General features: G+C 70.9%; 24 protein-coding genes. 16 read left to right on the top strand and 8 right to left on the bottom strand.

Annotation, left to right across the window (positions count from 1 at the left end):
- Positions 1 to 4 precede the first annotated feature (4 nt).
- Positions 5 to 541 carry an arginine repressor gene (locus tag ABZ434_RS30125; RefSeq protein WP_359143166.1) on the top strand — a complete coding sequence of 179 codons (537 nt, stop codon included), beginning with the start codon at positions 5 to 7 and terminating at the stop codon, positions 539 to 541.
- A gap of 90 nt (positions 542 to 631) precedes the next feature.
- Here the strand turns inward: ABZ434_RS30125 and ABZ434_RS30120 are convergent, their stop codons facing one another.
- Together ABZ434_RS30120 and sigJ are read right to left on the bottom strand one after the other, a co-directional pair.
- Positions 632 to 1,084: a VOC family protein gene (locus ABZ434_RS30120; RefSeq protein WP_359143164.1), complete on the bottom strand. Its 453-nt coding sequence runs from the start codon at positions 1,082 to 1,084 to the stop codon at positions 632 to 634.
- Positions 1,085 to 1,205: 121 nt separating this feature from the next.
- Positions 1,206 to 2,138 carry an RNA polymerase sigma factor SigJ gene (gene sigJ, locus ABZ434_RS30115; RefSeq protein WP_359143162.1) on the bottom strand — a complete coding sequence of 311 codons (933 nt, stop codon included), beginning with the start codon at positions 2,136 to 2,138 and terminating at the stop codon, positions 1,206 to 1,208.
- A gap of 206 nt (positions 2,139 to 2,344) precedes the next feature.
- Here sigJ and ABZ434_RS30110 point away from each other — a divergent pair, with 206 nt between their 5' ends.
- Positions 2,345 to 2,923 (top strand): NAD(P)H-dependent oxidoreductase, encoded by a 579-nt coding sequence (locus tag ABZ434_RS30110; RefSeq protein ID WP_359143160.1) that lies wholly within the window; start codon positions 2,345 to 2,347, stop codon positions 2,921 to 2,923.
- Between the two features lie 44 nt (positions 2,924 to 2,967).
- Positions 2,968 to 3,849 carry a nuclear transport factor 2 family protein gene (locus ABZ434_RS30105; protein ID WP_359143158.1) on the top strand — a complete coding sequence of 294 codons (882 nt, stop codon included), beginning with the start codon at positions 2,968 to 2,970 and terminating at the stop codon, positions 3,847 to 3,849.
- 91 nt (positions 3,850 to 3,940) lie between these two features.
- On the opposite strand, the gene ABZ434_RS30100 is transcribed toward ABZ434_RS30105, so the two are convergent.
- Together ABZ434_RS30100 and ABZ434_RS30095 are read right to left on the bottom strand one after the other, a co-directional pair.
- Entirely contained in the window at positions 3,941 to 4,642 is a 702-nt protein-coding gene (locus ABZ434_RS30100) for a L,D-transpeptidase family protein (protein WP_359143156.1), read from the bottom strand.
- Between the two features lie 64 nt (positions 4,643 to 4,706).
- Positions 4,707 to 5,300 carry a pyridoxamine 5'-phosphate oxidase family protein gene (locus ABZ434_RS30095; RefSeq protein WP_359143154.1) on the bottom strand — a complete coding sequence of 198 codons (594 nt, stop codon included), beginning with the start codon at positions 5,298 to 5,300 and terminating at the stop codon, positions 4,707 to 4,709.
- 388 nt (positions 5,301 to 5,688) lie between these two features.
- Between ABZ434_RS30095 and argH the strand changes: the two genes are divergently transcribed.
- The 3 genes from argH (at position 5,689) to ABZ434_RS30080 (ending at position 9,128) form a co-directional block, all read left to right on the top strand.
- On the top strand, positions 5,689 to 7,122 hold the full coding sequence (gene argH / locus ABZ434_RS30090) for an argininosuccinate lyase (RefSeq protein WP_359143152.1): 1,434 nt from the start codon (positions 5,689 to 5,691) through the stop codon (positions 7,120 to 7,122).
- Between the two features lie 65 nt (positions 7,123 to 7,187).
- Positions 7,188 to 8,159: an aldo/keto reductase gene (locus tag ABZ434_RS30085; RefSeq protein ID WP_359143150.1), complete on the top strand. Its 972-nt coding sequence runs from the start codon at positions 7,188 to 7,190 to the stop codon at positions 8,157 to 8,159.
- Positions 8,160 to 8,237: 78 nt separating this feature from the next.
- Positions 8,238 to 9,128 (top strand): sigma-70 family RNA polymerase sigma factor, encoded by an 891-nt coding sequence (locus ABZ434_RS30080; RefSeq protein WP_359143148.1) that lies wholly within the window; start codon positions 8,238 to 8,240, stop codon positions 9,126 to 9,128.
- 13 nt (positions 9,129 to 9,141) lie between these two features.
- Here the strand turns inward: ABZ434_RS30080 and ABZ434_RS30075 are convergent, their stop codons facing one another.
- Positions 9,142 to 9,666, bottom strand: a complete 525-nt coding sequence (locus ABZ434_RS30075) for an HAD domain-containing protein (protein ID WP_359143146.1) — start codon at positions 9,664 to 9,666, stop codon at positions 9,142 to 9,144.
- Positions 9,667 to 9,751: 85 nt separating this feature from the next.
- On the opposite strand from ABZ434_RS30075, the gene ABZ434_RS30070 reads away from it, so the two are divergent.
- Together ABZ434_RS30070 and ABZ434_RS30065 are read left to right on the top strand one after the other, a co-directional pair.
- Complete coding sequence (locus tag ABZ434_RS30070; protein ID WP_359143144.1) at positions 9,752 to 10,303, top strand: TetR/AcrR family transcriptional regulator; 552 nt, start codon at positions 9,752 to 9,754, stop codon at positions 10,301 to 10,303.
- On the top strand, positions 10,300 to 11,844 hold the full coding sequence (locus tag ABZ434_RS30065) for an MFS transporter (protein ID WP_359143142.1): 1,545 nt from the start codon (positions 10,300 to 10,302) through the stop codon (positions 11,842 to 11,844). Before ABZ434_RS30070 ends, ABZ434_RS30065 begins: the two co-directional genes overlap by 4 nt.
- Positions 11,845 to 11,927: 83 nt before the next feature.
- Here the strand turns inward: ABZ434_RS30065 and ABZ434_RS30060 are convergent, their stop codons facing one another.
- Entirely contained in the window at positions 11,928 to 12,599 is a 672-nt protein-coding gene (locus ABZ434_RS30060) for a lysophospholipid acyltransferase family protein (RefSeq protein WP_359143140.1), read from the bottom strand.
- 234 nt (positions 12,600 to 12,833) lie between these two features.
- Here ABZ434_RS30060 and ABZ434_RS30055 point away from each other — a divergent pair, with 234 nt between their 5' ends.
- From ABZ434_RS30055 to ABZ434_RS30045, 3 genes are all read left to right on the top strand, one after another.
- The gene (locus ABZ434_RS30055) at positions 12,834 to 14,000 is read left to right on the top strand and encodes a glycerophosphodiester phosphodiesterase (protein WP_359143138.1); all 1,167 of its coding nucleotides are present in this window, start codon (positions 12,834 to 12,836) and stop codon (positions 13,998 to 14,000) included.
- A 148-nt stretch (positions 14,001 to 14,148) separates the two neighbouring features.
- Positions 14,149 to 14,715 carry a sigma-70 family RNA polymerase sigma factor gene (locus ABZ434_RS30050; RefSeq protein ID WP_359143136.1) on the top strand — a complete coding sequence of 189 codons (567 nt, stop codon included), beginning with the start codon at positions 14,149 to 14,151 and terminating at the stop codon, positions 14,713 to 14,715.
- 37 nt (positions 14,716 to 14,752) lie between these two features.
- Positions 14,753 to 15,256: a GNAT family N-acetyltransferase gene (locus tag ABZ434_RS30045; protein ID WP_359143209.1), complete on the top strand. Its 504-nt coding sequence runs from the start codon at positions 14,753 to 14,755 to the stop codon at positions 15,254 to 15,256.
- Here ABZ434_RS30045 and ABZ434_RS30040 read toward each other — a convergent pair.
- Together ABZ434_RS30040 and ABZ434_RS30035 are read right to left on the bottom strand one after the other, a co-directional pair.
- Positions 15,253 to 15,699 (bottom strand): hypothetical protein, encoded by a 447-nt coding sequence (locus tag ABZ434_RS30040; RefSeq protein WP_359143134.1) that lies wholly within the window; start codon positions 15,697 to 15,699, stop codon positions 15,253 to 15,255. The genes ABZ434_RS30045 and ABZ434_RS30040 overlap by 4 nt on opposite strands.
- 2 nt (positions 15,700 to 15,701) lie before the next feature.
- Positions 15,702 to 16,061, bottom strand: a complete 360-nt coding sequence (locus ABZ434_RS30035) for a hypothetical protein (protein WP_359143132.1) — start codon at positions 16,059 to 16,061, stop codon at positions 15,702 to 15,704.
- A gap of 625 nt (positions 16,062 to 16,686) precedes the next feature.
- Here ABZ434_RS30035 and ABZ434_RS30030 point away from each other — a divergent pair.
- From ABZ434_RS30030 to cbiE, 5 genes are all read left to right on the top strand, one after another.
- A complete protein-coding gene (locus tag ABZ434_RS30030) occupies positions 16,687 to 17,745 on the top strand; it encodes an ATP-binding cassette domain-containing protein (RefSeq protein ID WP_359143130.1) in 1,059 nt (352 codons plus the stop codon).
- Entirely contained in the window at positions 17,742 to 18,410 is a 669-nt protein-coding gene (locus ABZ434_RS30025; protein ID WP_359143128.1) for a methionine ABC transporter permease, read from the top strand. Before ABZ434_RS30030 ends, ABZ434_RS30025 begins: the two co-directional genes overlap by 4 nt.
- Positions 18,411 to 18,481: 71 nt before the next feature.
- Complete coding sequence (locus ABZ434_RS30020) at positions 18,482 to 19,348, top strand: MetQ/NlpA family ABC transporter substrate-binding protein (RefSeq protein ID WP_359143126.1); 867 nt, start codon at positions 18,482 to 18,484, stop codon at positions 19,346 to 19,348.
- Between the two features lie 101 nt (positions 19,349 to 19,449).
- A complete protein-coding gene (locus ABZ434_RS30015) occupies positions 19,450 to 20,127 on the top strand; it encodes a GNAT family N-acetyltransferase (protein ID WP_359143124.1) in 678 nt (225 codons plus the stop codon).
- Positions 20,128 to 20,242: 115 nt separating this feature from the next.
- On the top strand, positions 20,243 to 21,481 hold the full coding sequence (gene cbiE / locus ABZ434_RS30010; protein ID WP_359143123.1) for a precorrin-6y C5,15-methyltransferase (decarboxylating) subunit CbiE: 1,239 nt from the start codon (positions 20,243 to 20,245) through the stop codon (positions 21,479 to 21,481).
- Positions 21,482 to 21,733: the final 252 nt, after the last annotated feature.

The raw sequence follows: 21,733 nt of genomic DNA, 5'->3' as shown, positions 1-21,733 counted from the left end.
GACGATGACCGAGGCGCAGGATTCCGAGCACGGCGGGCCGTCCGTGCCGCAGACCCGCACCGCACGCCACCGCCGGATCGTGGACATCCTGAACCGGCAGCCGGTGCGCTCGCAGAGCCAGCTGGCCAAGCTCCTCGCGGACGACGGGCTCAGCGTCACCCAGGCGACGCTCTCCCGCGATCTGGACGAGCTGGGTGCGGTGAAGATCCGCAACACCGGCGGCGAGCTGATCTACGCGGTGCCGAGCGAGGGCGGGTTCCGCACCCCGCAGGCGCCACTGGGCGGGTCCGCGAAGGAGGAGCGGATGCGCCGCCTCTCCGCCGAACTGCTGATCTCGGCGGAGGCCTCGGCCAACCTCGTCGTACTGCGCACGCCCCCGGGCGCAGCCCAGTTCCTCGCCTCCGCGATCGACCAGGCCGAGCTGCACGACATCCTCGGCACCATCGCCGGCGACGACACGCTCATGCTGATCAGCCGTGACGCCGCCGGCGGACAGGCGCTCGCCGACCATCTGCTGCGGCTCGCGCAGAACGACCGCTAGAACTCTGGTGAGGATGCTGTCGAGGGGCCGTCCGGCGGAAGCCGGACGGCCCCTCGACGCTGTGTGACGGCCGGGGGTGCCCTGCAGGGTTCAGCCTGCGTCGAGGCCGGAGAACGCTTCGGTCGTGAGCTCCTGGAGCTCCGAGAGCGGGAGGTCACGGAGATGCTGCGTGAGCCCCCACCGATGACCGAACGGGTCGAGCAGCTGACCTTCCCGCTCGCCCCAGAAGGCGTCGTCCAGCGGGCGAATCACGGTCGCCCCGGCACCGACGGCCCGCTGCCAGGCGTCATCGACATCGTCGACGTGCAGGTAGAGGGCGCCATAGGTGCCGCCGAAATGCTGCGGCCCGTAGGAATCCATCTCGGGGAACTCATCGGCCAGCATCAGGGTGATCGTCCCGATGCGGACCTGGACGTGGATCAGCCGGCCGCCGGGCACCACCAGCCTGGTGAGTTCTCGGGCTCCGAAAGCCTGGCGGTACCAGGCGGATGCCTCGTCCGCGCCGCGCACGGTCAGGTGCAGAGCGGGGGAGTGGAACGACATCGCTACTTCCTTTCCTGGGATACGGACCGGCCGGTTCGGGCACCGCGTCACCGCGTGCCGACGGTCCGACCGATCGACGGCCCCGCGGCCGCAATTGTCAGGCGGAAGGCCGGCACGCCCCTCAACGGCTCCATGGCCGCAGCTTGTCCGGGTTGCGAATCGCCCAGATGCGCCGGATGCGGAACTTCTCGATGTCGAACGCGTACACGGTCAGCACCTGACCGCCGTTCACCGCGACGAGGCCCGGCTGCCCGTTGACGGTCCGCTCGAGGAGCTCCAGCCGGCCGGCGAGGCCCGCCAGGTGCACCAGGAACTCCGCGACCTGGAGGTGGCCCCGGACAGGCGTCGGCGAGGCCGTCGCGCGACCGCCACCGTCGGCGACGGCGACGACCGACGGGTCGAGGAGCCGTACCAGGGCGTCCATGTCCTTGGCCTGCCACGCCTGCCGGAACTCGCGCACGACGACGGAACGCTGCCGGGCCCGCGCCCCGCCGGTGCGGGCGGCAGCCACGCGTCGACGCCCCGACGAGGCGAGCTCGCGGCAGGCTCCCGGCGTGCGGCCGACGATCTCCGCGACCTCGTTGAACGGCACCCGGAACACGTCGTGCAGCATGAAGGCGACGCGTTCGGCAGGCGTCATCGAGTCCAGCACGACCAGGAACGCCATCTCGACGGACTCGTCCAACGTGATGTGGTCGGCGGGATCCCCCGCCGTCGATCCGTCGGAGAGCCCGCTCCACTCGGCCCGTGCCGGCACCGGCTCCGGAATCCACTCACCGACGTAACGCTCCCGGCGCGTCCGGGCCGAACGGAGCTGGTCCATGCAGATGCGGCTCACGACGGTGGTCAGCCAGGCCGCGGGATTCACGACGGCGCCCCGGCGCTCCACGGATTGTGCGAACCAACGGGCGTACCCCTCCTGGACGGCGTCCTCCGCCTCGGTCAGCGAGCCGAGCAGCCGGTAGGCGAGATTCGCGAGGCTGCGCCGTTCCGAGATGAGCGGCTCGTCCTCGGGACCCGCCGAGGCGTCTTCGTTCCCGTCTGTGATGTCCATTCGGTCAGCGCCTTCCAGTCGTCACGTACGCATCCTCCCGTGAGGGACGACGGATCAGGCCCCGCCGATGTCAGGCGCGACCGCGGCCCCGACTCCTGACGATCGAGGTCCCTGCCGCGTCGGTACGGGTGTGGGCACGGCGGACGGCCGCGAGAACGACCGCCTGCCTGTGGCCCACGCAGGGAATCGCGACAGGAGGACGCAGCATGACCAGGATCGGCATCGTCATCGGCAGCACTCGTCCGGGACGGATCGGCCCGCAGGTGGCCGGGTGGGTCCATGAAGTCTCGGCGCGGAGGTCCGACGCAGAGTTCGAGCTCGTCGACCTCGCCGAGTTCCGGCTCCCCCTCTTCGACCAGGTGGTTCCACCCGCCATGGGCGGAACCGGAGGCCCCGGGGCACAGGCCTGGGTGCGCACGGTCGAGTCGCTCGACGGATTCGTGTTCGTCACGCCGGAGTACAACAACCAGCTCCCCGCCGCACTCAAGAACGCCATCGACTTCGTCCACACCGGCTGGGCGGACAAGGCCGCAGGGATCGTCGCCTACGGCGCCGCCGGCGGCACGGGGTCCGCGGCCCAGTTGCGGCAGCTGTGCGGTCTGCTCGGGCTCGCCGACGTGCCGGCCCAGGTCTCTCTCCACCTGGCCACGGACTTCGAGGACTTCAGGGTGTTCGCTCCGAGTGCGCCCCGGGCGCGCTCGCTGGAGGAACTGCTCGACGGCGTAGTCGGCTGGACCGCGGCACTCGCGCCTCTGCGCGGTGCCCGCACGGCGTCCATCGCCTGAGCTGCCGCCCCCCACCGATCGGTACCAGAAGGAGACGAACGAGCATGCCTCACCTCACCGTCCACGCTCTCGAGTCGCAGATCGCCGGGCACGAGAACGACCTCATCGCCCGGCTCACCCGAGCGGTCACCTCCGTCTACGGGGAGGGGGCCCGCGATCTCGTGGTCGTACGGCTCGCGGGACTCGCGGCCGGCCGCTGGGCCGTCGGCGGGGTGGTGTGCCAAGAGGCGGCGCCGACCGTGACGTTCGCCATCAGGGAGAAGGCGTTCACCCGGCCCGACGGTCCGCGGATCGCGGCCCGGCTCGTCGCCGCGGTGACCGACGCGGTCGCGGCGGCGCTCGGAGAGCACCATCGCGACGAGATAGTCGTCGACCTGGTCGCCGCACGCGACGATCGCACCGCCGTCGGCGGGCGGCTCGTAGGCGACGTGGCGGGGAGCGAAGCGGACGAGTTGCGGGACCGCGTCGAGATCGAGGCGCTCCGCTCGGAGTTCACGGACGCGGCGATGATGAACGACCACGACCGGCTCGCCTCACTCTTCGTGCCGGACGGTGTCGTCCGCATCCCGGACGCCGGGATCGAGGCCGTCGGCCGCGACGGGATCCGAGGTCTCGGGCAGCAGCGTGAGGCCGGCTTCGACGTGTTCGTCCAGACGGCCCACCCCGGCGTCGTCTCACTCACGGGAGACACCGCGACCGGGCGGGCCTGTCTCTCCGAGGTCATCCGGATCCGGGGCGGCGCCTCACACCGCAATTACGCGATCTACCACGATCGTTACCGACGCACTCCGGACGGCTGGCGCTTCGTCGAGCGCGCCTACGAGATCCGCTATCTGGACTCGACGCCGCTTGCCGGGGGGCCCGTCGGATCCGTGGTGGATCACGGACAGCCGCCCTCCCCGCAGGGTTCGGAGCAGAGGGGCTGAGCGGCGAGGACATGCGCGACGTCCGGACACGGCGCCCCAAGAGCTCCTGTCGGGCGCATACGCAGACCTTCTCGCAGCTTCCGGGGCGGGATCAGTACCGCGTGATCGCCGTCGGGCCGGAGCGGGTCCCGATCGCGATGTGCGGCCGGCGGGCCGGATCGGCCCAGGCCAGGATCCGGTCCATCGCGGCCGCCGGCACGGAGACGCAGCCGGCGGTCGCGCCGCGTCCGTCGACGTGGAGGAAGATTCCGGCGCCCCGGCCCCGTACCGGCCGGTGGTAGTTGAACCCGACGACGAGGGCCCGGGCGTACTGCGTCGGATACGTGATCAGGTGCTCGGCCTCGGCCGCCCGGCAGTCGGGCGGCCGGGGCTCCACCCACCGGTTGTAGGCGCGCGCGTCATTGTCCTGGCACCACCACGAACGGTCGCCGGCCCGGCGGTACGGATACCGCGTCCCGGGCGGAGCCGCCTCGGTCCCGAAGGCGTACGGCAGGTCGTACAGGCCGGTGGGTGTCGTGTTCGTACCCTGCTTGCGCGCAGCCCCCTCGGCCAGCCCGTTCGCCCCGAAACGGGCGGGCGCCGACCCGGCCGCCGTCCAGCGGCCGCCCCGCCGGCTCCACCACGTGACCGTGCCCGTGGTGGAGCCGGTACCGGACGCCTCGGCCGTGACGAGCTGGCTGCCGCCGCCCGTGTCGGCCAGCCGCCGGGGCAGCGGCTCCGCCGTGGGGGGCCGGGCTCCGACAAGGCCGGTGAGAGCGATCAGGACCGAACCGGTCACCAGAAGTCTGCGCATGCCCCGGACCGTAGACCTGCCGTCCTCCGCTCACCTGCGGACCTGCTCCGTACGGCCCAGTGGCTCAGGACACGGGCGGCAGGACCGGCAACGGGAGCGGCAGCCCCGGCAGGCCGTCGATGCTGGTGGCGATGTGCTCCTTCTTCTCGAAGTAGGCGCTGAGCGAGGCGTCGTCCTCCCGCGCGAAGCGCTGCCCGTGCAGGGTGCGGTCCTCGTCGTAGCTCATGAAGGGCACGCCGTATCCACACGAGTCCCGGATCAGCTCGGCCATCACCACGATGATCGCGCGCAGCCCGTGCCGTGAGGGGTCCACCCCGTCGAACTTTCCGAGGAGCTCCGGGAAACGGGGATCATCACGGAAGACCGGCTCGCCCCGGCCGTGCACCCGCACGATGTTCGGCGGACCCTGGAAGGCGCACCACATCAGGGTGATCCGCCCGTTCTCGCGCAGGTGCGCCACGGTCTCCGCGGTGCTCCCCGCGAAGTCCAGATAGGCCACGTGCTGCTCGTCCAGCACTGTGAAGGAGCCGCTGACGCCCTTGGGGGAGAGATTGACCGTGCCCTCCCCGTCGAGCGGCGCGGTCGCCGCGAAGAAGACCGGCTGCTGCTCTATGAAGGTGCGCAGACGCCCGTCGATGCGTTCATACGTTTTTCCCATGGTCCGAGTATCGGTGCCGACTGCCGCCCCGGCGGGGGTGTTTCAGCCGGTGGGACGGACGTGCCCGGCCGCCCGCGACAGACGCCGCGCCGCCGCCCGAACCACCCGCGGCCGGTCCGGTGTGCTGCGCTCGGCGTGGTCCCCTCGTCTGCCGAGTGCCGACCGTACCGGGGCGGCGCGCCCGGGTCTGCGGGATTTCCGGCTGCGGCGTCCCGGCCGTCAGCTTTGACAAAACATACAGAGGACCGCATAGTTATGCCTGTTAGTGATTGCGGCAGAGGCTGCACCGTGGATCGCGCCGTGAGCAGGCATCCGTGACCGAGTGGGTCGCGCTCGCGCGGGCCGACGGTCGCCCGTCCAACCCCCTGGTTCTTCCGAGGAGCACGCAGTGAGCAACGGCAACGGCAACGGCGACGTACGTCTCTGGGGCGCCCGCTTCGCGGACGGTCCGGCCGAGGCGCTGGCCAGGCTGTCCGCCTCCGTCCACTTCGACTGGCGGCTCGCGCCCTACGACATCGCCGGCTCCCGCGCCCACGCGCGCGTCCTCAACAAGGCGGGTCTGCTCACCGAGGACGAGCTGGAGCGGATGACCGCCGGGCTGGACAAGCTGGAAGCCGATGTCGCGGACGGCTCCTTCACCGGCACGATCGCCGACGAGGACGTCCACACCGCCTTGGAGCGCGGACTGCTGGAGCGGCTCGGCCCCGACCTCGGCGGCAAACTGCGTGCCGGACGGTCCCGCAACGACCAGATCGCCACGCTCTTCCGGATGTACCTGCGCGACCACGCCCGCATCATCGGCGGCCTGATCGCCGAGCTCCAGGACGCCCTCGTCGGCCTCGCCGAGGCGCACCCGGACGTGGCCATGCCCGGCCGCACGCACCTCCAGCACGCCCAGCCGGTGCTCTTCGCCCACCATGTCCTGGCCCACGTGCAGTCCCTGTCCCGGGACGCGGAGCGGCTGCGCCAGTGGGACGAGCGGACCGCGGTTTCCCCGTACGGTTCCGGCGCACTCGCCGGTTCCTCGCTCGGGCTCGACCCGGAGGCGGTCGCCGCCGACCTCGGGTTCGAGCGCGGCTCGGTGGGCAACTCCATCGACGGCACGGCCTCGCGGGACTTCGTCGCCGAGTTCGCTTTCATCACCGCGATGATCGGCGTCAACCTCTCCCGGATCGCCGAGGAGATCATCATCTGGAACACGAAGGAGTTCTCCTTCGTCACCCTGCACGACGCCTTCTCCACCGGCTCGTCCATCATGCCGCAGAAGAAGAACCCCGACATCGCCGAGCTGGCCCGGGGCAAGTCGGGACGGCTCATCGGCAACCTCACCGGCCTCATGGCCACGCTCAAGGCCCTGCCCCTCGCGTACAACCGCGACCTCCAGGAGGACAAGGAGCCCGTCTTCGACTCCTGCGACCAGCTCGAGGTCCTGCTCCCCGCCTTCACCGGCATGATGGCCACGCTCACCGTCAACCGCGCGCGCATGGAGGAGCTGGCCCCGGCGGGCTTCTCGCTCGCCACCGACATCGCCGAGTGGCTGGTCAAGAAGGGCGTGCCGTTCCGCGTCGCCCACGAGGTCGCCGGTGAGTGCGTGAAGGAGTGCGAGAGCCACGGCATCGAGCTCGACGAGCTGACCGACGAGCAGTTCGCGAAGATCTCCGAACACCTCACCCCCGAGGTCCGCTCGGTCCTCAACGTGGCCGGTGCACTGGCCTCCCGCAACGGCCGCGGTGGCACCGCTCCCTCGGCGGTCGCCGTCCAGCTGAGCGAGGTCAAGGCGGACCTCGCCACGCAGCACGCCTGGGCGGCGGCACGCAAGTAGCCGGACGGGCATCGCGGGCTACGTTGGGGGTAGTCGAGATTCCTGCCGACGACGAGGAGCCCGCGATGCCGTTCGCCCGACTGACCACAGCGACCACCCCGACCGCCCACATCGGGCTCGGTCTGGCAGCGGTCGGCAGGCCCGGCTACATCAATCTGCACCGCGACCGCGACCTGCCCGGCGAGCGCAGCGTCGACGCGCTGCGCGCCCGTACGCACGAACTCCTCGACGCGGCCTACGCGCAGGGCGTCCGGTACTTCGACGCCGCCCGCTCCTACGGCCGCTCCGAGGAGTTCCTCGGCGAGTGGCTGACCGCCCGGCCGGAGGTCCGCGACGTCGTCATCGGGAGCAAGTGGGGCTACACCTACACCGCCGACTGGAGCGTCGACGCCGAGGCGCACGAGGTCAAGGACCACGGTCTCGACACCTTCCTGCGCCAGCGCGCCGAGACCGGCGCCACGCTCGGCGACCGGCTCGACCTCTACCAGATCCACTCGGTGACTCCCGACAGCCCGGCGCTCACCGACAAGGAGCTGCACGCCCGGCTCGCCGCGCTCGCCGCCGAAGGGGTCAGTGTGGGCCTCTCCACCAGCGGACCGGCCCAGGCCGAGGCGATCCGGGCTGCCCTCACCGTCACGGTGGACGGCGAACCCCTCTTCCGTACGGTCCAGGCCACCTACAACGCCCTGGAGACCTCGGCCGGACCGGCGCTCGCCGAGGCGCACGCCGCCGGGCTCACCGTCATCGTCAAGGAAGCCATGGCCAACGGCCGGCTCGCGGGCACGGAGGCACCCGCCGTGATGCGGGAGATCGCCGACGAGGAGGGGCTCGGCAGCGACGCGGTCGCCCTGGCGCTGGTGCTGCACCAGCCGTGGGCCGGGGTCGTGCTCTCCGGAGCGGCGACCGTCAACCAGCTCGCCGGCAACCTCCACGCGGCCGTCCTCGACCTCGACGAGGAGCGCAGGGCCGGGCTGGACGCGCTGGTCGAGGAGCCGGAGGCGTACTGGCGGCACCGCGCCTCGCTCCCGTGGCGCTGACCACTTCGCGCACTCCTGTCACATCGGCCGGGTGCCCTGCGTCAGTGTGGTGACGGCAGACGACGCAGGAGGACGACGGTGGACGGAAACGAGTTCCTGGCGGCACGCTTCGAGGAGAACCGGGCCCGCCTCAGAGCGGTGGCGTACCGGATGCTCGGCTCCGACAGCGAGGCGGAGGACGCCGTCCAGGAGGCGTGGATCCGTCTCGGCCGTTCCGACGGCGCGGCGATCGACAACCTGGGCGGCTGGCTGACCACCGTGGTCGGCCGGGTCTGCCTGGACATCCTGCGCTCGCGCCGCTCCCGCCGCGAGGAACCTCTGGAGACCGGCGCGGTGGAGGCCGATGTGCCCGGCCTTGCCCTGGGCCCGCGGCCGGGCGCCGATCCGGAGCAGCAGGCGCTGATGGCCGACTCGGTCGGCCTCGCGCTGCTCGTCGTACTCGAGACACTTGACCCGGCCGAGCGCCTGGCCTTCGTGCTGCACGACATGTTCGCGGTGCCGTTCGACGAGATCGCCCGGATCGTGGACCGCACCCCCGCTGCCGCACGGCAGCTCGCCAGCCGGGCACGCCGCCGGGTGCAGGGCGCAGACCCGGTGCCCGACCCGGACGCGGCCCGCCGACGGGAGGTCGTGGACGCCTTCCTCGCCGCGGCCCGCAGCGGCGACTTCGACGCGCTCGTCGCCGTGCTCGACCCGGAGGTCGTGGCCCGGTCCGAAGGGGTGGCCGGAGCCGCCTCGCTCGTGCGCGGAGCCGCGAACGTGGCCCGTCAGGCGATCATGTTCGCCCCCTTCGGCCGGTCGGCGCGGCCGGCAGTGCTCGACGGTGCCCCGGCCGTCGTCTCCGAGGTGGAGGGACAGCGCTTCTCGGTCATGCGGTTCACGATCGAGCGCGGAAAGGTGGTGGAGCTGTTCGTGATCAACGATCCGGCCCGGCTGCCCGGGCTCGATCTGACCCTGCTGAGCGACTGAGAGCGGGGAGCGGTCAGCAGGCCGCTCCCCGGGCGTCCGCCCACGCGGCCAGCGCGTCGAAGTCGGCCCGCTCCAGGCCGATCCCCGGGTCGATCCGCAGCAGCAGGCTCTCGCGGTCCGCCCCGTGCTCCGCGACCCACGCCCGGTCCAGCTCGGTGATCTCGTCGTCGATCCACGCGAACGGCCGCCCGGCCGCGTACTCCACGACGTACTGCGTCTTCCAGTACGTACCGGCCGGCGCGGCGCCGTGCATGTCCGGCCAGTCGATGTACGGCAGAGGAGGCAGCCCCAGACGCGGCCCGATCCACTCGTTCGCCTCGTCCTTCCACGTGGTCGCCCAGATCAGGTCGTAGCGGCCGGCCAGCGAGAGGAGTTCCCCGCCGTGGCCGGGGTTGAGCAGAACGGGCAGGGGCATGCCGTCGGTCCACCCCGTTGGCCGCATGTGGTGCCTGGTGTATCCCTCCGGTGCGCGGCGGCGGGAGAGCGCTGCGTACGGATTGAGCGGACCGTCGATGTCGATCAGCAGCAGCGGCTTCATGCAGACATGGTCCTCCGCTTCCGGTCGGCGACGCGAGCTCATTTCCGGTGAGACGCCTCTGTCTCAAATGGGCTAGTGTCGTCTCATGACTCTTGATCGTGAGCAGGTGCTGCGCAGCGCCGCCGCCCTGCTGACCCGTAAATCGACGGCCACCATGGACGAGGTCGCCAAGGCCGCCGGCATCGGCCGTGCCACCCTGCACCGGCACTTCGCGGGACGGGACGCGCTGGTCAGGGCGTTGGAGGAGCTGGGCATCCAGGAGTTCGGCGCAGCACTCGACGCCGCGGTGCTGGACGAGGGCACCTCGCAGGAGGCCCTGCGCCGGTTCGTCGCCGCGATCGAGCCGAGTGCCGGGCTCCTCTCCTTCCTCGTGACCGAGAACCAGCTCTTCGAGGGCGACGAGCAGAACGACGGCTGGGACCGGCTGGACGCCCGGGTCGCCGCGTTCTTCCGGCGTGGGCAGGAGCGGGGCGAGATCCGCATCGACCTGACCCCGGCCTGGCTGACCGAAGCGCTCTACGGGCTCATCAGCAGCGCCGCGTGGGCCGTTCAGGCGGGCCGGGTGGCCGCACAGGACTTCGCGTACATGATCGTCGAGTTGCTGCTCGGCGGCGCACGCCGGAGCGTGGAGCAATGAGCAGCATCGAACAGCAACCGGAGCCCCCGCCCGAGCTGCACCGCCCCGGGCGGTGGATCGCGCTGTCCGTGCTCGTGCTCGCCGTGCTCCTGGTGGCCGTCGACGCCACCGTGCTGGGCCTCGCGACCCCGTTCCTCAGCGAGGACCTCGAACCGACCGGCACCCAGTTGCTCTGGATCGGCGACGTCTACTCCTTCGTCATCGCGGGTCTCCTGGTCTCGATGGGCAGCCTCGGTGACCGCATCGGCCGCAAGAAGCTGCTGCTGTGCGGAGCCACCGCCTTCGGCGCGGTCTCGGTGCTCAACGCGTACGCGCAGACGCCCGAGATGATGATCCTCGCGCGGGCCCTGCTGGGCGTGGCGGGCGCCACCCTGATGCCGTCCACCCTCGCCCTGATCCGCAACCTCTTCCACGACGCCCGGGAGCGGAGCCTCGCCATCGGCATCTGGGGCGCGATGGCCTCGGCGGGCGCGGCCGTAGGGCCCGTCGTCGGCGGTTTCCTCCTGGAGCACTTCTGGTGGGGGTCGGTCTTCCTGATCAACCTGCCGGTCATGGCGGTGCTCGTCGTCGTCGGGATCAAGATGATCCCGGAGTCGAAGAACCCCGCGCCCGGGCCGTGGGACCTGCTGAGCGTGGCGCTCTCGCTGGTCGGCATGATCGGGGTCGTCTACGCCATCAAGGAGCTCGCCGCACATGGTGGGAGCTGGGAGGTCGCCCTCTCGGGCCTCGGTGGCCTGGCGGCGCTCATCTGGTTCGTACGCCGGCAGTTCCGGCTGCCCGCCCCGCTGCTCGACATGCGGCTCTTCCACCACCGGGGCTTCTCCGGCGCGGTGCTCGCCGATCTGCTGACCATCCTCGGTCTCTCCGGCCTGGTCTTCTTCCTCTCCCAGTTCCTGCAACTGGTCCAGGGACGCGGGCCGCTGGAGGCCGGGCTCGCCGAACTGCCCGCGGCCGTCGGCGCGGTCACCGCGGGCCTGCTGGCCGGTACCACCGCCCGCCGCTTCTCGGTGCGGTCCGTGGTGGCCGGCGGTCTCGCCGGGATCGGCCTGGCACTGGCCGCGGTCGCGGCTGTCCACAAGGACACCGCCTATCCGCTGATCGGCGCGCTCCTGCTGGTGGTCGGTGTGGGGGCGGGCTTCGCCTTCACGGTCACCTCCGACGTGATCCTCTCCAGCGTCCCGAAGGAGCACGCCGGCTCCGCGTCCGCGGTCTCCGAAACCGCCTACGAGCTGGGGGCCGCCCTCGGTATCGCCCTGCTCGGCTCCATCGTCACCGGGGTCTACCAGGGCTTCACCGCCCCCGCCGGGACCCCGGCCGACATCGCGTCGGCCGCCCACGAGTCGCTGGGCGGCGCGGTCGAGGCGGCCGAGGCGCTGCCCGAACCGGAGGCGACGACCCTGGTCTCCGCCGCGCAGGACGCCTTCGTCGACGGGCTGGGGGCCGCCTCGGCCATCGGTGCGGTCGTTCTCATGGCGACAGCGGTCGCCGCCTGGTTCCTGCTGCGCGGCCAGGAACTGGAGGAGGGCATCGTCAAGGACTGATGCGGGCACACGAAAGGGGCCCGTCCGCCGACCGGCGTACGGGCCCCTCCTGTTCTCCGGGTGCCGCGCAGTCGCGCTGCGGCTCAGGCGGCCTTCGCCTTCGTCGCGTACATGTCCACGTACTCCTGGCCGGACAGCCGCATCACCTCGGCCATCACCGAGTCCGTCACCGCCCGCAGCACATAGCGGTCGCGGTCCATGCCCTCGTAGCGCGAGAACTCCATCGCCGCACCGAAGCGGACGGTGACCTTGCCGGGCCGGGGCAGTCCGGAACCGCCGGGCTGCAGCTTGTCCGTACCGATCATCGCGAAGGGCACCACCGGAGCACCCGTCATCAGCGTCAGGCGCGCGATGCCCGTACGGCCACGGTAGAGGCGGCCGTCGGGGGAGCGGGTGCCCTCGGGATAGATCGCGAAGGCGTTGCCCTCCTCCAGGATCCGGCGGCCGGTCATCAGCGCCGCGACACCGCCGCGGCCGCCGTCGCGGTCCACCGGGATCATGCCGACGCCCGTGAAGAACCAGGCCATCAGCCGGCCCTTGATTCCCTTGCCCGTGACGTACTCGTCCTTACCGATGAAGAACACCGGACGGTCGCAGCAGATCGGCATGATCATCGAGTCGATGAACGTCAGGTGGTTGCCCGCCAGGATCACCGGCCCGGAGCCCGGAATGTTCTCGATGCCCTCCATCCGCGGACGGAACATCAGACGCAGGATCGGTCCGAGCACTGCCTTGATGAGTGCGAGACGGGACAACGGTTCCTCCGGTGTAGTGGCCGGGCCGGCCGGGGCGACGAACTGCAAGGGTCCATGCAGGTGAGGACGATACTCGCGGGTACTCGCTGATCGCACATCGGGTTCACCCAGTGGATACGCAGTGTTGACGTGTGTTTGCGCCATGTTCGTCCGGATGGCGCCGTCCGGACCGCACCGATGCCTACGCTCGGTCCTCGCCCGACAGGTGCCGGACATCACATGCGAGGAGCATTCATGACAGAGCGTGCGCAGGCCAGTCCCGGACGACGGACCGTCATGGGCGTGGGAGCCGCGGTACTCGGTACCGCGGCCCTCGGCGTCACCGGAACGGCGCAGGCGGCCGGAAAGCCCGCGGCGAAGTCCGGCGGGCACGGCGGCCACCGCCTCGACCTGCCGGTGCCGACCGTCATCGGGCACCGCGGCACCAGCGGCTACCGCCCCGAGCACACGCTGGGCTCCTACCAGCTGGCCCTCGACATGGGCGCGCACATCATCGAACAGGACCTGGTCCCCACCAGGGACGGCCACCTCGTGTGCCGCCACGAGAACGACATCACCGCCACCACCGATGTCTCCGCCCACCCCGAGTTCGCGAACCGCCGGACGACGAAGAAGGTCGACGGCGTGTCCCTGACCGGCTGGTTCACCGAGGACTTCACCCTCGCCGAGCTGAAGACGCTGCGGGCCAAGGAGCGCATACCCGGCAACCGTCAGAAGAACACGCTGTACGACGGCCGCTGGGAGGTCCCCACCTTCGAAGAGGTCCTGCGCTGGGCCGACCGTGAGGGCCGACGACGCGGAAAGCCCGTCTGGCTGTACGTCGAGACCAAGCACCCCACCTACTTCCGCGGTCTCGGCCTGGGTCTGGAGGAGCCGCTCGCCAAGCTGCTGCGCCGCTACAACCGGCACCGTGCGCAGTCGCCGCTCATCCTCCAGTCCTTCGAACCCGGCAGCATCCAGCGGCTGTCGAAGCTCGTGGCCACTCCGCGTGTCGTCCTGCTCTCCGGTGCCGGTTCCAAGCCGTGGGACTTCGTGGCGTCCGGTGACCCGCGCACCACCGACGACCTGGTGAAGCCGGCGGGCCTGGAGTGGATGGCGTCCTTCGCGCAGGGCATCGGCCCCACCCTGGACCTGATCATCCCCAAGGACGGCTCGGGCCGGCTCACCACGCCCACCACCCTGGTGCGCGACGCGCACGCGCAGGGCCTGATCCTGCACCCGTACACGATGCGCAACGAGAACACCTTCCTGCCCGCCGACTTCCGCCGGGGCACGGACCCCAACGCGTACGGCGACGCCTTCGGCGCCTTCGCGGCGTACTTCGCCACGGGAATCGACGGGATCTTCTCCGACAACCCGGACACGGCGCTGCTCGCGGCGGCGGACTTCGCGGGCCACTAGGTACCCCGTTCGCTTCATGCCGGGCTCGCGGGGCGGGGCCGGCATGAACGAATCGTGGCGGCGTCAGCACCCGGCCGGGGCATGCCCCGGTCGGGTGGTCCCGGCAGGTTCGGCAACCGGTGACCGGCATGCCGGGTCGGGTGGGGGCGTGACTCCATTCGATCTTCCTCGGGCTTTCCCCGCCCCGGGCGCCGCGACCGTCGTCCGCACGCTCCGTCCACTGGTCCAGGCCGAGGCGAGGGCGGAGGCCGCGGCATCCGCCACCGGCGCCGCCGTCGACCCCGCCGACCTCGAACAGGCCCTCTGGCTGCGGCTGCTGGAGCGGCTGATGGACCAGGGAATGCCCGCGGACCCCGCCCGCTGGGTGCGGGACACCGTCAGGGCGGAGGCCCGCCGGGCCCGCCGCACCGCCCGGCGCGAGCGCCCCTACCGTGACGAGAGGGCCGCCGACCTCTCCGGCTGCCCGGAGAGGGCAGCCCTCGGAGCCGACCAACGCCGGGTGCTGCACGCCGCGGTGGACCGTCTCCCCGGCCCCTGCGCGCGCTTACTGCGCGCCCTGCTTTCTCCGGTCGACCCCACCTACCGCGAAATCGCAGGGGAGTTGGGTATGTCACAGGGCAGTTTGGGTCCGATCCGTTCCCGATGCCTTGGATGTCTGCGCAGAATGCTGGCGGCGGAGGTTGTAGCTCCTGAACTGCGGGGAAAGGAGCGGTAGACAACCGGCGGATCAGGTGAGCGAGAGGCATGCGCAGATGGGCATGAGCGTGATCATCTCGGCGGCGAAGGCACAGGACGCCGAACAGATCTTGAAACTCCAGTACCTCTGTTTTCAGAGCGAGGCGGAGCTGTACGGGAACTACCGGATCGACCCGCTCGTCCAGACCCTCGACTCGGTACGTGCCGAAATCGCCACGAACCTGGTGTTCGTGGCGCGGCTCGGCGAGGAAGTCGTCGGTTCGGTACGCGGGTCGGCGGAACAGGACGGCACCGGGCAGATCGGGAAGCTCTGCGTCCACCCACGGCTCCGGGGGCACGGGCTCGGTGCCCGCCTGCTGGGCGCGGCGGAGAGCGGACTCGCCGACCAGCGGTCGGCCACCCGCTTCCGGCTGCACACCGGACACCGGAGCGAAGGCAATCTGCGGCTCTACCGGCGCGCGGGCTACGCGCCCGTCGGCAACGCCACCGGTCAGGACGGTGTCCGAATGATCCTGCTGGAGAAGGAGGCCTCGGCGCCCGCCTATGTGACGAGCGCCTAAAGGCTGTCACGCCTCGCGCGGCGCAGCCACATCATCCCGGTGACCGGAAGGATCACCGGGATGAACAGGTAGTCCCGACCGAAGTACGACCAGACCGTCGCGTCCGAGAAGGCCGACGGCTCGACCAGCGTCCACGTACCCACGATCAGCACCCCGGCGAGCTCGGCGGCGCAGCACACCAGCGCCGTCCGGCGCGCCCTCTCGCCACCGCGCACCAGCGAGTACGTGATGAAGCCGTAGACGGCCGCGGCGGCGGCCGACAACACGTAGGACAAAGGGGCCTTGCCGAAGTCCAGGATCATCTGGACGACCGCGCGGGACGCCGCCGCCACTGTGAACACGCCGTAGAACCAGACGAGTACCCGCCCCGGCCCGGTGCCCAGATCGAAGGGCTGCTTCTCGCCGGCGGCGGCCGCTGCGGGGGTGCGATCGGTGTCGGTCACGGTCAGTTTCCCCAGATGTCGTAGAGCCGTACTTCGAGGACGGCCAGTACGACCGCTCCCGCCGCCACCGTCACCGAGCCCCACCGGGTCCGCTCGCTCAGCGACAGGAAGCCCGCCGCCGGTACGGCGAGGAAGGCCCCGATCAGGTAGGCGATGAAGATGGTCATGCCCTGTTCCGGCCGTTCGCCGCGGGCCAGCTGCACGATCCCCACCACCAGCTGGGCCAGTGCCAGAGCCGAGACCACGGCCATCCCGATGAAGTGCCAGTCCTTGGTCGGCTGGTCCCGGTAGGCGGCGAATCCGCACCAGGCGGCGAGGGCGAGGGCGGCCACGCCGACCGCGATCGTCAGGGCGTCAAGCATGAGCCGAGGGTATTACGGACCGCGGGGCCCCTTGCGTGCGCCCCCGTGCCCGCCCGCCGCCGCACCGGTGGGCAGGGGGCCCGCGGCCGGGCTGCGGGCCCTTGGCGAGTGATCGTGGTCTTGACCACACGCCCCGGCGCTCCCGGCAGGTGAAGCGCGGCGACGCGGAGCGCTCGTCCCCCGTATCGGTGCAGGTCATGGCGGTCCGGCCGGAGGGGGCCGAAGCCGGTCGGCCGGAGTCCCCGGCCCATCCACGGCTGTCCGCTATCCGGACAGCGGGTTCGGCGGGAACCTCACGTCTGTTTTACTTGGCGCATGACCACGACGAGCAGCCGCACCCTTGCGACCGAGGCGATCACGACGCCCGGTGCTCGTTGTATGTGTCGAATGCGCGCCTTCTGAGGGCCCCCGCCTGAGCCTCGCGCCCCGAAGCGAGACCGAGCCCGAGCCGTCCGCACCCAGCGGAACGCGCCTCCCAGCACGCTGCTGCCCGGCCACCGCCGTGCGTGCGGCCGCGCCGGGACCCGCTCGGAACGTCCGATCGAACCGTCCGGACAGTCTCACCGGACGAATGCCCCGTGCCCGGCGGACACCGCGCCGCGCACTCGACAGTGACGGAAACCCTGTGATCACCACTACGGGCCTCACGAAGGTCTACCAGTCGCGCGGCCGTGAGGTCACCGCTCTGGACGGCGTCGACCTGCACGTCCGCGAGGGCGAGGTGTACGGCGTCATCGGGCAGAGCGGCGCCGGGAAATCCTCCCTCATCCGCTGCGTCAACCTGCTGGAGCGCCCCACCTCCGGCACCGTGACCGTCGCCGGGCAGGACCTCACCGCACTGGCGGGCCGTGGCCGCCGGGCCGGCAAGGAACTGCGCGAGGCGCGCAGCCGCATCGGCATGGTCTTCCAGCACTTCAACCTGCTGGCCTCCCGCACCGTGCAGGGCAACGTCGAACTCCCGCTGGAGATCCTCGGCGTCACCGGCCGCGAACGGTCCCGCAAGGCGCTCGAACTCCTCGACCTGGTGGGCCTCGCCGACAAGGCCAGGGCCTACCCGGGGCAGCTCTCCGGCGGTCAGAAGCAGCGCGTCGGCATCGCCCGTGCGCTCGCGGGCGACCCCAAGGTGCTGCTCTCCGACGAGGCGACGTCGGCCCTGGACCCCGAGACCACCCGCTCCATCCTCCAGCTGCTGCGCGACCTCAACCAGCAGCTCGGCCTCACCGTCCTGCTCATCACGCACGAGATGGACGTCGTCAAGACGATCTGCGACTCCGCCGCGCTGATGCAGCGGGGACGCATCGTCGAGTCCGGAACCGTCGGGGACCTGCTCGCCACACCCGGCTCCGAACTCGCCCACGAGCTGTTCCCGGTAGGCGGTACCGCCTCCGGTCCCGACCGCACGGTCGTCGACGTCACCTTCCACGGGGATGCCGCAGGCCGCCCGGTGATCTCGCAGCTCTCCCGCACGTACAACATCGACATCTCGATCCTCGGTGCCGCGATGGACACGGTCGGAGGCAAGCAGATCGGCCGGATGCGCATCGAACTGCCCGGCCGTTTCGAGGAGAACGTCGTCCCGATCGGCTTCCTGCGCGAGCAGGGACTGCAGGCCGAGCTCGTCGACGGCACAGACGCCGAACCCGTCATCATCCCCGCACCGCTCACCAAGGAGGTGGCGAAGTGACCTGGTCCGAAATGCAGCCGCTGCTGACGCAGGGCACCGTCGACACCCTCTACATGGTCCTGTGGTCCGCGGTGGTCACCATCCTGGTCGGACTGCCGCTCGGCGTCCTGCTCGTCCTCACCGACAAGGGCGGACTGCTGCAGAACACCCCGGTGAACAAGGTCATCGGCGTGATCGTGAACATCGGCCGTTCGCTGCCGTTCATCATCCTGCTGATCGCCCTGATCCCCTTCACCACCTGGGTCGTGGGCACCTTCATCGGCCCGACCGCGATGATCGTCCCGCTCGCCGTCGGCGCCGTCCCGTTCTTCGCCCGGCTCGTCGAGACGGCTGTGCGCGAGGTCGACCACGGGCTCGTCGAGGCCGTCCAGTCCATGGGCGGCTCCATCCCGACGATCGTCCGCAAGGTCCTGCTGCCGCAGGCGCTGCCGTCCCTCGTCTCCGGCGTCACCACCACCGTCATCGTGCTCATCGGCTACTCCGCGATGGCCGGAGCGGTCGGCGGCGAAGGCCTCGGATCCAAGGCCGTCACCTACGGATTCCAGCGCTTCGACAACCAGTTCATGCTCATCACCGTCGCGCTGCTGATCGTCATCGTGACCGTGATCCAGCTGATCGGCGACGGAGCCGTACGCCTGCTGGCCCGCCGCGGCCGCACCTCCTGAGACTTCTCCTCCCCGAGCCCGCACTCCTTGTCCGGGCGTACCACCATCACCACCTGAAAGAGGCACTCTTCGTGCGTAAGAACATCAAGCTCACCGCGGCTGCCGCCGCCACCGCCGCCCTCGCCTTCGGCCTCACCGCCTGCGGCACGGACTCCGACCCGGCGTCCAAGTCCGGGGGCGGCGCCGATGCCGACACCTCCAAGGCCCTCGTCGTCGCCGCGTCGCCGACGCCGCACGCCGACATCCTGGGCTTCGTCAAGAAGAACCTGGCGGCCGACGCCGGCCTCAAGCTGGAGGTGAAGGAGTTCACGGACTACGTCCTGCCGAACACCGCCACCGAGACCGGCCAGGTCGACGCCAACTTCTTCCAGCACCAGCCCTACCTGGACGACTTCAACAAGAAGAACAACACCCACCTGGTCTCCGTCGGCACCGTGCACCTGGAGCCCCTCGGCCTCTACTCCAAGAAGGTCAAGGGCCTGGGCGACATCAAGTCCGGCCAGACCATCGCCGTACCCAACGACACCACCAACGAGGGCCGCGCGCTCCAGCTCCTCGCCGAGAACGGCCTGATCACCCTCAAGGCCGGCGTCGGCACCAGCGCCAAGCTGAGCGACATCACCGACAAGAAGGGCCTGGAGTTCAAGGAGCTGGAGGCCGCAACCGTGCCCCGCGCCCTGAACGACGTGGATGCCGCCGTCATCAACGGCAACTACGCCATCGAGGCCGGCCTCAAGCCCGCCAAGAACTCCCTGGCCCTGGAGAAGGCCGCCGGCAACCCGTACGCCAACATCGTCGCCGTGAAGAAGGGCGACGAGAAGGACCCCCGCGTCGAGAAGCTCGTGAAGCTCCTCCACTCCGACGAGGTCAAGAAGTTCATCGAGGACACCTACCAGGGCTCGGTCGTCCCGGCCTTCGGTACCGCAGCCAAGTCCTGACCCGGGCGCGGCACTTGTCCGCCGGGCCCCGCACACCCCGCCCGGGTGTGCGGGGCCCGGCCGTGCCGACCCGGCCATGCACAAGGTCCGCCCGATGCTGCATGCTGTGCCTTTACACGGTCTTCGGCATGGAGCTGCGCATGACTTCCACCTTTCCGGACATCTCCATCAGCACGGACCGGTTGGTGCTGCGCCCGTTCGACATGGCGGACGTCCCCGCGTACATCGAGATGATGAACGACGAACTCGTCGTCGCCTGGACCGAGGCACCCCACCCCTACACCCAGGTCGACGCCGAGCGCTGGGTCCGCAGGATCGCTCCCGCGCAGCGCACCAAGGGAGACGGCATCGTGCTCGCCGTCACCGAGTTCCTCACCCAGCGGCTCGTCGGCTCGGTACGTCTGCGCAACACCGACTGGCGCACCCGTGCCACCGAGGCCGCCTACATCACCGCCCCGTGGGCGCGCGGCGAGGGCTACGCGACCGAGTCGGTCCTGGCCGTGGCGCAGTGGCTCTTCCGCGACCAGGCCTTCGAGCGCATCGAACTGCGTACCGCCGCCGACAACACCGCCTCCCAGCAGGTCGCGCAGAAGCTCGGCTGCATCAGCGAGGGAGTGCTGCGCAACGCCCGTATAGCCCGCTCACAGACCGAGGACGGGGGATGGACCGACATCAGGACCGATCTGATCGTCTGGGGCCTGCTCCCCGAGGACCTCGAAGGGGTGGCCGAAGAGCTCGCCGACGCCGGTGGCTACGGCACCTACAACGACTGGAACTGAGAGCGCCGGCCTTTCCGGGGCACCGGCACGGCACTGGTCCGGACCAGGTAGCCTCACCCTGCCCGACCTTGGGCAACCAGCCCCACCTGCGACAACTCCAGGAGACTGACGACAGATGGCCGACCGGGTCACAGTGATCGGCTGGGACGGCTCGCCACTGACCAGAGCGGCCACGGCCGCACTCTCGGCCGCGACCCTCGTCGCCGGCGCCGCCCACCACCTCGCGCTGCCCGAAGTCCCGCACGGCGCGGAGCGCATCCGCCTCGGCTCCGTCGATCTCGCGGCCCGCCGGATCGCCGGCCACCGTGGCAGCGCCGTGGTCCTCGCCGACGGAGACCCCGGTTTCTTCGGGGTCGTCCGCACCCTGCGCGCCCCCGAGCACGGCCTCGAAGTCGAAGTGGTGCCCGCCGTCTCCTCCGTCGCCACCGCGTTCGCCCGCGCCGGCATGCCGTGGGAGGACGCCCAGACGGTCGTCGCCCACCCCCGCACTCTGCGCCGCGCCGTGAACGTCTGCCGTGCCCATCACAAGGTCGCCGTCCTCACTTCACCCGGTGCGGGCCCCGCCGAACTCGCCCTGCTCCTCGAAGGCGTCCACCGCACCTTCGTCATCTGCGAGGAACTCGGCACCGAACGCGAGCAGGTCACCGTCGTCACCTCGGACGCCGCCGCCGACCACGTCTGGCGCGATCCCAACGTCGTGATCGTCGTCGGGGGAGGCCCGGAACAGCGGGCCGAAGGAGCCTGGATCGCGGGCCGCCACCCCGCCTACCCCCAGGGCGTACGCGGCTGGGCACTGCCCGCCGACGCCTACCGGGGCCCAGGAACGGACCCTCACGGCGGAGACGGTGAGGGCGAGGCCCCCGGACTGCGGGCCGCCCAACTAGCCCACCTCGGACCACGGACCGGAGACCTGCTCTGGGACATCGGCTCGGGCAGCGGCGCCCTGGCCGTGGAGGCGGCCCGCTTCGGCGCGGCTGTCCTGGCCGTCGACAGCGACGCCGATGCCTGCGCCCGCACGGCCGCGGCCGCCCGGGCCTTCGGGGTCCAGCTCCAGGTCGTCGAGGGCCGGGCACCGCACGTGCTGGAACGGCTGCCCGAGCCCGATGTCGTACGGATCGGGGGCGGCGGAGCCCCCGTAGTCACCGCGGTCGCCGATCGCAGGCCCGAGCGGATCGTGACGCACGCCTCGACCCGGGACGAGGCCGAGACGCTCGGCGCAGCCCTCACCGAGAACGGGTACACGGTCGCCTGTTCCCTCCTCCAGTCCGTCGAACTCGACACGGCTGCATGGTCGGAGCGCGAACGCACGGTCGTCTTTCTGCTGTCCGCACTGCGTTCGGACCTTGCCCCCTGACCCGGTCGGCATACGGTGCGAGGTAGGCTGGCCGATCGTTGCACCGCGCCCGGACGTTCGTCGCTTCGTTCGTCAATGTCCGGAAAAGGGGACTGTTTTGACCCCCGTTGTGGTACGGCAGAACCGGGGGACGCGCAACGTGGCGCAGTCCACAGCGAGCCGTGGCGAAATGACCTGCCGCGGCGGCGAACGGCCGCGAGAATGCAGTATGTCCGCGACCGACTCGTGCCGCGCGGCGCGCCCGCTCGTTCC

Source organism: Streptomyces sp. NPDC005761, assembly GCF_040630635.1.
Lineage (GTDB): Bacteria > Actinomycetota > Actinomycetes > Streptomycetales > Streptomycetaceae > Streptomyces.
This window is presented reverse-complemented; position numbering and strand designations above follow the sequence as displayed.

What these genes read in the sequence shown, in the direction of transcription:
- ABZ434_RS30125 (WP_359143166.1), top strand. Translation starts at nt 5, where the DNA reads ATGACCGAGGCGCAGGATTCCGAGCACGGCGGGCCGTCCGTGCCGCAG.
- ABZ434_RS30120 (WP_359143164.1), bottom strand. Translation starts at nt 1,084, where the DNA reads ATGTCGTTCCACTCCCCCGCTCTGCACCTGACCGTGCGCGGCGCGGAC.
- ABZ434_RS30075 (WP_359143146.1), bottom strand. Translation starts at nt 9,666, where the DNA reads ATGAAGCCGCTGCTGCTGATCGACATCGACGGTCCGCTCAATCCGTAC.
- ABZ434_RS30055 (WP_359143138.1), top strand. Translation starts at nt 12,834, where the DNA reads ATGACAGAGCGTGCGCAGGCCAGTCCCGGACGACGGACCGTCATGGGC.
- ABZ434_RS30035 (WP_359143132.1), bottom strand. Translation starts at nt 16,061, where the DNA reads ATGCTTGACGCCCTGACGATCGCGGTCGGCGTGGCCGCCCTCGCCCTC.
- ABZ434_RS30100 (WP_359143156.1), bottom strand. Translation starts at nt 4,642, where the DNA reads ATGCGCAGACTTCTGGTGACCGGTTCGGTCCTGATCGCTCTCACCGGC.
- ABZ434_RS30065 (WP_359143142.1), top strand. Translation starts at nt 10,300, where the DNA reads ATGAGCAGCATCGAACAGCAACCGGAGCCCCCGCCCGAGCTGCACCGC.
- ABZ434_RS30105 (WP_359143158.1), top strand. Translation starts at nt 2,968, where the DNA reads ATGCCTCACCTCACCGTCCACGCTCTCGAGTCGCAGATCGCCGGGCAC.
- ABZ434_RS30045 (WP_359143209.1), top strand. Translation starts at nt 14,753, where the DNA reads ATGGGCATGAGCGTGATCATCTCGGCGGCGAAGGCACAGGACGCCGAA.
- ABZ434_RS30095 (WP_359143154.1), bottom strand. Translation starts at nt 5,300, where the DNA reads ATGGGAAAAACGTATGAACGCATCGACGGGCGTCTGCGCACCTTCATA.
- ABZ434_RS30015 (WP_359143124.1), top strand. Translation starts at nt 19,450, where the DNA reads ATGCTGTGCCTTTACACGGTCTTCGGCATGGAGCTGCGCATGACTTCC.
- cbiE (WP_359143123.1), top strand. Translation starts at nt 20,243, where the DNA reads ATGGCCGACCGGGTCACAGTGATCGGCTGGGACGGCTCGCCACTGACC.
- ABZ434_RS30110 (WP_359143160.1), top strand. Translation starts at nt 2,345, where the DNA reads ATGACCAGGATCGGCATCGTCATCGGCAGCACTCGTCCGGGACGGATC.
- sigJ (WP_359143162.1), bottom strand. Translation starts at nt 2,138, where the DNA reads ATGGACATCACAGACGGGAACGAAGACGCCTCGGCGGGTCCCGAGGAC.
- ABZ434_RS30085 (WP_359143150.1), top strand. Translation starts at nt 7,188, where the DNA reads ATGCCGTTCGCCCGACTGACCACAGCGACCACCCCGACCGCCCACATC.
- ABZ434_RS30070 (WP_359143144.1), top strand. Translation starts at nt 9,752, where the DNA reads ATGACTCTTGATCGTGAGCAGGTGCTGCGCAGCGCCGCCGCCCTGCTG.